The sequence below is a fragment of the Bartonella jaculi genome (assembly GCF_039543045.1).
In the GTDB taxonomy this organism is placed as follows: Bacteria; Pseudomonadota; Alphaproteobacteria; order Rhizobiales; family Rhizobiaceae; genus Bartonella; species Bartonella jaculi.
The window spans coordinates 201,518-212,663 of record NZ_BAABIZ010000002.1; the positions used below are offsets into that span (position 1 = coordinate 201,518).

The 11,146-nt window shown below is 38.4% G+C and carries 5 protein-coding genes and 1 tRNA gene; 3 read left to right on the forward strand and 3 right to left on the reverse strand.

From position 1 onward, the window contains the following. Nucleotides 1-573: 573 nt before the first annotated feature. From rpsU to ABD915_RS01960, 3 genes are all read right to left on the reverse strand, one after another. Nucleotides 574-807 carry a 30S ribosomal protein S21 gene (gene rpsU / locus ABD915_RS01950; protein ID WP_345114392.1) on the reverse strand — a complete coding sequence of 78 codons (234 nt, stop codon included), beginning with the start codon at nt 805-807 and terminating at the stop codon, nt 574-576. 188 nt (nt 808-995) lie between these two features. Then, a complete protein-coding gene (locus ABD915_RS01955) occupies nt 996-2,669 on the reverse strand; it encodes a formate--tetrahydrofolate ligase (RefSeq protein ID WP_345114395.1) in 1,674 nt (557 codons plus the stop codon). A gap of 320 nt (nt 2,670-2,989) precedes the next feature. Continuing rightward, nucleotides 2,990-3,066: transfer RNA gene (locus ABD915_RS01960), tRNA-Arg, on the reverse strand. A gap of 375 nt (nt 3,067-3,441) precedes the next feature. Between ABD915_RS01960 and ABD915_RS01965 the strand changes: the two genes are divergently transcribed. The 3 genes from ABD915_RS01965 (at nt 3,442) to pgi (ending at nt 9,577) form a co-directional block, all read left to right on the forward strand. Then, a complete protein-coding gene (locus ABD915_RS01965) occupies nt 3,442-4,581 on the forward strand; it encodes an efflux RND transporter periplasmic adaptor subunit (RefSeq protein ID WP_345114398.1) in 1,140 nt (379 codons plus the stop codon). Continuing rightward, a complete protein-coding gene (locus tag ABD915_RS01970; RefSeq protein ID WP_345114401.1) occupies nt 4,581-7,715 on the forward strand; it encodes an efflux RND transporter permease subunit in 3,135 nt (1,044 codons plus the stop codon). The genes ABD915_RS01965 and ABD915_RS01970 overlap by 1 nt, the downstream gene beginning before the upstream one ends. Before the next feature lie 197 nt (nt 7,716-7,912). Beyond that, nucleotides 7,913-9,577 carry a glucose-6-phosphate isomerase gene (gene pgi / locus ABD915_RS01975; protein ID WP_345114403.1) on the forward strand — a complete coding sequence of 555 codons (1,665 nt, stop codon included), beginning with the start codon at nt 7,913-7,915 and terminating at the stop codon, nt 9,575-9,577. The last annotated feature ends 1,569 nt before the right edge of the window (nt 9,578-11,146 follow it).

Here is an 11,146-nt window from a genome sequence, read left to right on the forward strand (position 1 = left end):
GATTTTATTAATTGGTAATACTGCATAGTACGTTAAATAAGCAGATCAGGCTACAAGAGCATGTATTAATTCCGGATAATTATAAAACATTGAAAGTCACAGAGTTTGATTGCTTTGTAGTTCGATAAGAACAGAGAACTTGAAAGATATTGGATTTTTAATCTAGATAAAAAAATCTATAGGATTTGTTGGCAAAGGAAAAATTATATGAGAGACAACGACAGAATGCCTTACAAACAATACATCTTGTACTGCAACAGACGTCCTTAACAATTTCAAATGATGGTTTATCTATTACTCAAAATAGCGAAGAGCAAATGCCCCCCATTGCTTAGATAAAGAATCAATTATCATTTCGGATGACAGATACATCAAACAACACTGAACAAAGGAAATCAAAAACAAAAACCCCACTGACAACATCACATAAACACATGCCTTTGAGGTATTTTGTCCATAACACTAGTAGCGCGGCTTTATAGCACACTAGCAGGATAATCAATAACAATAAAACCAAGAAGCTATATAGATAAAAAAGAAGTCTTATCACTCTGTAACAAAAGTGAAAAAATACTACCTCACAGCAGCGGTGCGACCATTGCTAATAAGGCCTTCTCTTTGTGCACGTTTACGAGCAAGCTTACGTGTACGACGAACAGCTTCAGCCTTCTCCCGCGCGCGTTTTTCCGATGGCTTTTCATAATAACCACGCATCTTCATTTCACGGAAGATTCCTTCACGCTGCATCTTCTTCTTCAGCGCACGTAGCGCTTGATCAACATTATTATCACGAACGAGTACTTGCACTATTTATCCTGCTTTGTTTCAGTGTTTAAATAATAGGAAAAAACCCTGTCTCCTTTATCCAAAAAGGACACACAATACAGAATCTATATCACACAAATGAGGCGTTTGTCTACATCGCTTTTAAAAATTCTATTCTTTTTGCTATAAGGTGTTTTCCGTCATGAATGATTGGGTTTGCAAGTCTGAGCTTATGAAAGCCCTTGAATCTCATCATTCTCATCGAGCTGAATCCTTTCAGCAGCAGGATGATGTGGTAAGCCGGGCATGGTCATAACGTCTCCACAAATGACGACAATAAAGCCTGCTCCCGCCAAGAGGCGAACTTCTCGTACAGGAATTTCAAAATCAACAGGGGCACCGTATTGTGTGGGATTAGAAGAAAAAGAATAGGGTGTTTTCGCCATACAGATAGGGTATGCACCGTATCCTTCTTTTTCCCAGCATTCAAGCTGCTTGAGAATAGGGTCTGCGATGATAGCACCGCGTCCACCATATACATTTTTTATAATGCAATTAATTTTTTCAATGAGCGGAAGGTCATCTTGATAGAGAAATTTAAAATAGGCATTTTTTTCTTCAATTAAGGTAACGAGTTCTTGTGCAAGTTCTACGGCGCCTTTTCCCCCTTGTTTCCAATGTTTGCAGAGAAAAGCTTTGTGTCCGGTTGTTGCAACTATTTTTTGTAACGTACGGATTTCAGTATCGCTATCGGTATCAAAATGATTGATAGCGATAACACAAGGGATTCCATAATGTTCCATATTCTTGATATGTCGCAAAAGATTGGCAGCTCCTTTTTGTAAAGCGGTGATATTCTCTTTTTCGAGGTTATTTTTATCCACACCACCATTCATTTTTAATGCGCGAATTGTTGCGACAATCACTGTAGCATCTGGTGCAATATTCGCTTGTCGACATTTAATGTTGAAGAACTTTTCTGCTCCAAGATCGGCTCCAAATCCTGCTTCTGTGATAACATAATCGGCGAGTTTCAAGGCAGTTTTTGTTGCTATAACTGAATTACAGCCATGAGCAATGTTGGCAAAAGGTCCTCCGTGGACAAGAACAGGGTTATTTTCAATTGTTTGTACGAGATTGGGTTGCATAGCATCTTTGAGAAGAGCTGTCATTGCACCTTCTGCATTGAGGTCAGCAGCTGTCACGGGCGTTTTATCATAACGATAAGCAACAATAATTTTTTTGAGTCTTTGCGTAAGATTTTCTAGATTTTTGGCCAGACAAAAAAGTGCCATAATTTCTGATGCAACAGTAATATCAAAACCTGTTTGACGTGGAAAACCGTTGGTTATCCCACCCAATGAAATGACGATATCACGCAATGCGCGATCATTCATGTCAAGGACTCGTTTCCAAACAATGCGGCGTGGATCAATATTGAGAGTGTTTCCCCAGTAAATATGGTTATCGATCATTGCCGCAAGAAGATTATGAGCGGCTGTAATGGCGTGGAAATCGCCAGTAAAGTGTAAATTAAGGTCGTCCATCGGTATGACTTGAGCGTAACCACCTCCAGCAGCCCCACCTTTTATACCAAAACAGGGGCCTAAAGACGGTTCTCTCAAGGCTGCTATAGTTTTTTTTCCAATAAGATTGAGAGCATCACTCAGTCCAACGGTTGTTGTTGTTTTTCCTTCTCCAGCAGGGGTTGGATTGATAGCCGTGACAAGGATAAGTTTGCCATCTGGTTTTTGGCTGAGCGATTTTATGTATGCAGAAGAAATTTTAGCTTTGTCATGTCCATAAGGAATGAGATTTTCATGTGCAATACCAATTTTTTGCGCAATTTCAGTGATGGCTTTCTTTTGAGCAGTGCGAGCAATTTCAAGGTCTGTTTTAGGCATAGCAAAATTCTTTAAACTTGGCTTTTGTTTATATAGTGTAGGTCCTATAATAGGACAATAGAACCCATAGCACATAGGAATAAGGTAAAACATCGTAAAAGTCGATTATTACTATGCAAGAAAGAATACAAAAGTTGGATGAGAAGAATTTATTGCTATTGGTCTTTATTGAAAAAGCAGACAGATGATGAGCAAGAGGCTCAGAAGCATTTTAAATAGAATAAAATATCGAAATTATCTAAATTTTGTACAAGTGATCGCGTTGGATATTCTGGAGGATTGCAAACAGCGAGAACACTTAAGTTTGAGAGATAAGAGTGTGGCGCACCCGAAGAGATTCGAACTCCTGACCCCCAGATTCGTAGTCTGGTGCTCTATCCAGCTGAGCTACGGGTGCAAAAATTTTTAATTTTTCATATTAACAAGACAAAGGGTTCCTAATCGTTTCATTGAGAAATTGCAAGTGAAACTTAGTAAAAATGAAAAATTTATCACTTCGCTTATGATACATTTTTCAAAGTGTACAGTATATTCTTAGATTCAGTTGGATTTCTATGTGCTAGATTGTTTGCTATTTTGACAATTCAATATGAACGATAGTTAACTTGACGCTTTAATCTGCGAGAGTTAGTCAGGGAGCGATGAGATAGTTTTTTGCGGTGGGGGGATAAGATACACTACCTGACCTGCAATTCGATTTTTGTACGAAACTCGGATTTTCGTTTTGAAGACTGTTTCGGACAAATTTGAATATTATAGTAAGGATAGATGTATGGGGTTGTTAAAAAAGATCTTTCTACCGGTGTTTTTCGTTGTCATTTGTATGCTTGCTTATTGGGAGGGAAAGCATAGTTCAGAACGACTTGTTCCTATAGTTGAGAAAACAACAAATGCATCGCATGAAGCTTCAAAAGCGTCAACGGGAAGACCGCCAACAAATGTTGTTGTTGATCTTGTTAAAGTCGAAGATTTTTACGAACAACTGAATACGATTGGTAGTGGAAGAGCATTAGCTTCGGTGGAGTTAACCCCTTGGTCGTCAGGTGTTGTTGATAAACTTTTTGTATCAGCTGGCACAAAAGTACAAGTTGGTGATGTGATTGCAAAGCTTGATTCTAAAAAGGAAGAAATAACAGCTGCGAAAGCAAAAGTACAACGTGATAATAGTGCATTAACACTTTCGCGTATTCTTACATTACGTGCTAGCAAAACAGCAACAGAGGTTCAGGAAATTACTGCACGCTTAGAGTTGGATAACGCAAATTTGGTTTTGCGTAATGCTGAGTTAGACCTTGATCGGCGAACAATTCGTGCGCCGATCAGCGGAGTTGTTGGTATTTTATCTATTGATGAGGGCAATGCTGTTGCTCCTAACACTGTAATAGGTCGGATTGAGAATAGAGAACGTATTTTGGTTGATGTGTGGGTTCCTGAGCGATATGCGCCACGCCTTCATAAAGGAGATGAAGTGACTGCAACATTAACAGCACAACCAGACAGGACTTTTGTTGGCAACATCTATGCCATTGACAATATTGTTGATCCAGAAAGCCGTACACTTCATGTTCAAGTTGAAATTAAGAATGAAAAAGAGACTCTCATGTCTGGTATGTCTTTTTCTGTTGCATTTCAATTCAGCGGTGATTCTTTCCCTGTCGTTAATCCACTTGCGGTTCAATGGAACAGTAAAGGATCATTTGTTTGGCGTGTGAGAGAGGGAAAAGTAGAGCACATACCAGTATCAATTATTCAGCATAGAGAAGATCAGGTATTTGTGAAAGCATCCCTAGAAAAGGGTGATCAAGTTGTCATTCAGGGAGTACAAATGCTTTATCCAGGAAGTAAGGTTACTATTGATACTCCACAGTCCACTCAACAGCAATTATCAGTACCTCGTGGGCAGGATATATAATGAGTCAAGAATTGAGCACGAAACAGCCTATAGCACAGGCAGAGCAGGGCGGTATGATTGCATTATTTATTCGCCGGCCTGTTTTCACTTTTGTTTTGAACGCTATGATCGTAATTGCAGGGATTGCTGCGTGGTTGAATGTTGATGTACGTGAATTACCGGATGTTGATACTCCGGTGACAACAATTATGACGATTTTTTCTGGTGCATCAGCGGAAACAATTGATCGAGAAGTTACAAGAGTTATAGAAGATACAGTTTCTCGTGTTTCAGGTGTTAAAACGATTTCTTCAAGTTCTTCTTTTGGTCGTTCGCGTGTGGAAGTTAATTTTAATGTTGGTGTTGATTTGAATGTTGCAGCATCTGACATTCGCGATGCTCTCTCTCGCATTGCTTACTCTTTACCAAAAAATGCCGATTCACCTATGATCATTAAAGCAGATTCGAATGCTGCTGCGATGATGTATTTGGTTGTAACTTCACCAACAATGAGTGTTGATGATTTAACAACGGTTGTAAACGATCAAATTGTTGATGCACTTTCTGCTGTTGATGGCGTTGGTGATGTACAAGTTGAAAGTGCACGCACGAAGATTTTTCAGGTTGATGTCGATCAAGCAAAGCTTGCGAGCTACGGATTAACCGTGGCAGATATTTCACGTGTTCTTGCTGATATGACAACGGATGTGCCAGTGGGGTCATTACGCAATTCTAAGCAGGCATTAATTGTACGCGCTACTGCGCGTTTGACAACACCGGAAGCTTTTGAACAAGTTGTCTTAAAACCGCATGTGCACCTTGGTGATGTTGCGCATGTTACTTTATCACCCGATGTAGAAACGGTTATTTTTCGTGTTAATGGAAAGACAGGAATTGGGGTGGGGATTGTGCGTAAAGCACAATCCAATACCCTTAATATTTCTCAAGGTATTCGAGAGGTTCTCGATCATCTCAAAAGTGTTGTTCCTTCTTCGGTACATATAGACATTATTAGTGATGACGCTACTTTCATCAAGGGCGCACTTCATGAGGTTGAGGTTGCGTTAATTATTGCTATTCTTAGCGTTATTTTGGTTATTTTTCTTTTTCTTAGAGATATTCGTGTAACACTTATTCCTGCTTTATCTATTCCTGTCGCTTTGATTGGTACAATCGCTGCCATTTACCTTGTAGGATTTTCATTGAACATTCTCACCTTCTTAGGGCTTGTTTTGGCAACGGGGCTTGTGGTGGATGATGCTATTGTTGTTCTTGAGAATATTGTTCGTTGGCGTAATATGGGTTGGGGCCCTAGGTCAGCAGCAGTGCTGGGAACACGAGAAGTCTTTTTTGCTGTTTTAGCAACGACATTGACTCTCGTTGCTGTTTTTGTGCCGATTTCTTTCCTTCCTGGACAAGTTGGAGCACTTTTTAGAGAATTTGGTTTTGTGTTGGCAATTTCTATTCTGCTTTCTTCGATTGTTGCTTTAACTCTTTGTCCTATGTTGGCCTCACGTTTTCTCAAGGAACATATTGAAGACAATGAAGGAGGAGCGCGTCATTTTAATTTTCTGCACAAATTAGGCTCTTTCTTGAGTAAGGGCTATAGCTATAGTTTGCATAAATGTTTAGGAAGACCATGGACTGTTGTCTTTGTTTCGCTTATTTTCGCGTGCCTTTGTGTGGGGGGCTATATGAAACTACAACAAGAATTGACGCCTGCAGAAGACAGAGCCCTTATCTTTTTGGTTATTAATGGACCACAGGGTATTTCAACACAGTATCTCAATGAGCAGGTAGAACAAATTGAAGAGAGCTTAAAACCATTACGTGATTCTGGAGAGATTGCTAACAGTTACTCTATTGCTGGTATTGGTGGTTCATCCAATACTGCTTTTCTGATTTTATTACTTTCATCTTGGGATAAGCGCTTGCGTAGTCAACAAGAGATTGTGGAAGATGTTAATGCAAAGGTGAAACAGTTTCCAGCAGTTTTTGTATTTGCAGCAGAGGGAAATTCTTTAGGTGTTAGAGGAACTGGTCAAGGATTACAATTTGCAATTCTTGGAAATGATTACACAAAATTACAGCCGATTGCTGATAAGCTTGTTAATGCTTTGCAAGCTGATCCACATTTCATTCGCCCACGGCTTACTGTTGATGCAACACAACCGCAATTTTTTATTGAAATTAATCGAGAAAAAGCCTCTGATTTAGGAATTGATATCACCAATTTGGGCAATACATTACAAGCAATGTTGGATGGGAAAAAGATTGGTTCCGTTTATGTGGATGACCATTCTTATGATGTTAAATTAACCTCGCGTAAGTATCCTATTAATAATCCTCATGATTTGGAAAATATTTTTTTAAAAACCAAAGGTAATCAATATGTTCCTTTATCGGTTATTGCGAACTTGCATGAAAAAGCCATTGCGCCTCAATTGAAACGCGAAAAACGCATGAATGCTGTTATTTTAAGCGCAAATATTGCTCCAGGTGTTGTTTTAGGAAGCGCTTATCAGACTGTGCAGAAAATTGCTGCTCCTTTGTTGTCAGAAGGAAATTATATTGTTCCTTTAGGAGAGGCTGCTACACTTGATGAAACATCTTCCAATTTTATGATTGTTTTTGGAATTGCCTTTGTAATTATTCTACTGGTTTTGGCCGCGCAGTTTGAAAGTTTTGTTTCAGGGTTTATTATTATGGCGACTGTACCATTAGGGATTGGTTGTGCTGTAATCGCTATGCTTTTAAGTGGAGTTAGTCTTAATATTTACAGTCAAATTGGTTTAATTTTGTTGGTTGGAGTTATGGCTAAAAATGGTATTCTTATTGTTGAATTTGCAGATCAATTACGTGATCAAGGGAAAAGTGTGCGTGAAGCTGTAGAAGAAGCGGCTAATATTCGTCTTCGTCCCGTTTGTATGACGATGATTTGTGCTATTTTAGGGGGTGTTCCTTTGGTTTTAGCTAAAGGTGCTGGTGCAGAGGCGCGTATAGCTTTAGGTTGGGTTATCGTTGGTGGTTTAGGTTTAGCAACTGTTTTTACTCTTTATGTCACACCGGTTGTTTATCTTTTCCTTGGACGTTTTGTGAGACCAAAATCTGAAGAAGCACTACGCTTAACAAGAGAACTCAGCCAAGTGGAGTGATTTATCTGATAGGGAAGATTTGATAATTTTTTTTACTTTCGTTTTAAAAATGTCGTTTTCTGGTTTTATCTTTGCGTGTTTTGCACCGCTTCATTATGTCTATGAGCAGCACAACTAATTGCGATAAAGGAGATATTGGCTGTTTTATTATTGTTTATGCCAAGATTTTATTGTCAATAACCATGTAGGATAAGTCCATGGGAGATGGCTCGTCAACTCGAAACGAAAAAGCTTTTTGGGCAGCTTTAAAAGCTTTAAGAGCGCATGCCACAAAGGATGGAGTCTATGATATTCGTCGGCATTTCATACAGGATGAACAGCGTTTTTCCCATTTTTCCTTAAGGTTTGATGATCTCCTTTTCGATTTTTCGAAATGTGGCGTAACATTTAAAACGTTACACCTCCTCGATGATTTAGCTGTTGCAGCAGATGTGTTAGGCAGGCGTGAGGCAATGTTTTCCGGTAAAGCTATTAATACAACTGAAGAACGCTCGGTTCTTCATATTGCATTGCGTTTGCCTGCTGACGAAGTTTTTATTTTGGATGGTCATAACATTGTTCAAGATATTCAGGATGTTCTTACTCGTATGGAACGATTTTCTGAAATGGTACGTGATGGCAGCTATAAGGGAAGCAGTGGTGAGAAGATAACTGATATTGTGAATATTGGTATTGGTGGATCTGATCTTGGACCTGCAATGGTCACATATGCTTTAAAACCTTATCATGATGGTCCGCATTGTCATTTCGTTTCCAATGCTGATAGTGCACATATTTCTGATACTCTTGCTGTTTTGAATCCTGCAACAACGCTGTTTATTATTGCCTCTAAAACTTTTACCACAGCTGAAACGATAGCAAATGCTCAAGTTGCACGTCAATGGATTTATTCCCATTTAGGGGAAGAAGCTATTGACAGGCATTTTGTTGCTGTTTCGAGTACGCTTGATAAAGTGGCAGAATTTGGCATAGATTCTTCAAGAGTTTTTGGGTTTTGGGATTGGGTTGGAGGACGTTATTCGATTTGGTCAGCCATTGGTCTTGTTGTAATGTTGGCAATAGGCGGTCAGAATTTTCGTCAATTTCTCAATGGTGCTCAGCATATGGATCAACATTTCAAAACGGCACCCTTACATAAAAATATTCCTATTCGATTTGCGCTTTTAGGGTTTTGGCATCGTGTTATTTGTGGTTACTCATCACGTGCTATTATTCCTTATGCACAGCGTTTAGCGCGCTTTCCAACTTATTTGCAACAGCTTGATATGGAATCCAATGGTAAGCAAGTTTCTTTGGATGGCAAATCATTAACTTTTTCCAGTGGTCCTGTTGTTTGGGGTGATGCAGGGACAAATGGTCAACATGCCTTTTTTCAGCTTTTGCATCAAGGAACAGATGTTATTCCTGTAGAATTTGTTTTATTTGTAAAAGGGCATGAGCAGGATTTATATCCTATGTATGACATGTTGGTAGCAAACTGTTTAGCGCAATCAAAGGCCTTGATGAAAGGACGTAGTGTTGAAGATGCTCGGCGTATTCTTGTAAAAAATGGAATTGCTGAGTGTGAGACAGATAATTTAGCACTTCACAAAAGTTTTCAAGGAAACCGCCCCAGTATTATGCTGGTTCAGGATTTATTGACGCCTTTTGCACTCGGTCGTCTCATTGCACTTTATGAGCATCGTATTTTTGTCGAAGGTATTTTGATGAATATTAATTCATTTGATCAATGGGGCGTTGAACTTGGCAAAGAATTAGCAAATGAATTGTTACCAATACTCCGCGGAGAAAACAAAGCAGATAAACGCGATAGCTCGACATTAGGATTGTTAGCACATATTCAGGCAAGACGTGCAAAATAATACACAACCCACTGTGCACTATCATCTTTACCCCTATGAGGGTGCAAGGCATCATCATCATTTTGTTTGCGCGCTCAAAATTTTGCGATAATCTTTGTCTTTAAGTAGTCTACAAAGAGCATTTTTATTTTTTTAATAGTTCTTATTTCCCTTGCTTATGAGGCACAAAAAACAATTCTGATTGATTCAAGATGAATAAGAAAATTTTAAAATATTCGAGACTATCATTCAACATACAAAAAGATAAATTACTATTATAAATCAATAGATTGTCTAGATATAATTTGAGAGTATTTTTTTATTATGTGGAAAAGAGACTTATGAAAAAGGAATGTGTGATAACCCGCTATTTTACGTACATTTATCGTTTATGTATTGTTTGTTAGATTGAATCTTAACAGCAGAAAATTAAAAAAACGAGAAATCATAAAAATTAAAATCTGTTAATCCTATCATACCAGCTACTGCTTACATTAGTGGCAAAATTAGGTTAGAGAAAATTATGTAGTAGCAGCTTTGAGCAATAAGTGAGTAGAAACATATAAATAGAGCACACTGCGAAGGGAAGCATCACAAACTCTTGTTGAAATATCCTCTAATAGGTATATTGTATCAAGCAACAGCTACTAAATCATGGAGAATTTATGAGTAATATTCCTACTTATCCTGTTATCCCAAATCTACAGTTGGTATACGTATCAAACGTAGAGTATTCTACTGCTTTTTACAAATTCATCTTCAAGAAAGAGCCTGTATTTATCTCGCCACGCTATGTTGCATTTGCTTCTTCGGGTGAGGCACTCTTTGCACTCTAGTCTGGGGGTGATATGCCTGAGGAAAATGTGCCCCGTTTTTCAGAAATTGGCATTATGTTGCCTACTGGAGAAGATGTAGATAAGCTCTATGCAGAATGGCAAGCGCAAACTACCATTGAGATAAATGTCTTAAAGGAACCCTATACTGATATATTTACGCACCTTTCTCATCAAAGATCCCGACGGCCATATTATTCGTGTTTGTCCACTAGATTAAATTGAAATACAATTTGGTCAACTTGACCGAATTCTTCAAAGTTTCTTTTGTTTTTTAATGACGTGCCAGAAAAACAAAAAGCTATCACGCCAGTTTATGCTAAAAGAAAGCATAGCATTTTATGCATGCTGCTTCTCAAATAATGTGATTCCTATAATACGATTCCAGCTGATGACCGATCATCAAAAATTGCGACCTTTAAGAGAAGAAAAAAAGACTCGTTAAAGAGATTTAAATGACCTTTGAAAGGTCTTTGAAGACCCTTTGAGCCCCCCTTAAAAACTCTTTGAAAAAAAATAAATTGGTACAAAACCTGTTGTAGTTTGACAGTAGGTTTTGTACTAAGTGGGAAGAGGTGGGATTAGCGAGGAATAGGTGGTAATTTATTGTTTTTATGTATAAAATTTAGTATTAAATGCGCGTTTTGTCAAAATAGATTTTGACACCTAAAATTGTAAAAAAGAGCTAAAAAGAGCGAAAATTGGAATTTGAGCGTAAAAATGAGAGAAGGCTTTGAAAGGTCTTTGAAAACCCTTT

Excerpts from the sequence above, each read along its gene's own strand:
- ABD915_RS01955 (WP_345114395.1), bottom strand. The coding sequence starts at position 2,669 with ATGCCTAAAACAGACCTTGAAATTGCTCGCACTGCTCAAAAGAAAGCC.
- ABD915_RS01965 (WP_345114398.1), top strand. The coding sequence starts at position 3,442 with ATGGGGTTGTTAAAAAAGATCTTTCTACCGGTGTTTTTCGTTGTCATT.
- ABD915_RS01970 (WP_345114401.1), top strand. The coding sequence starts at position 4,581 with ATGAGTCAAGAATTGAGCACGAAACAGCCTATAGCACAGGCAGAGCAG.
- pgi (WP_345114403.1), top strand. The coding sequence starts at position 7,913 with ATGGGAGATGGCTCGTCAACTCGAAACGAAAAAGCTTTTTGGGCAGCT.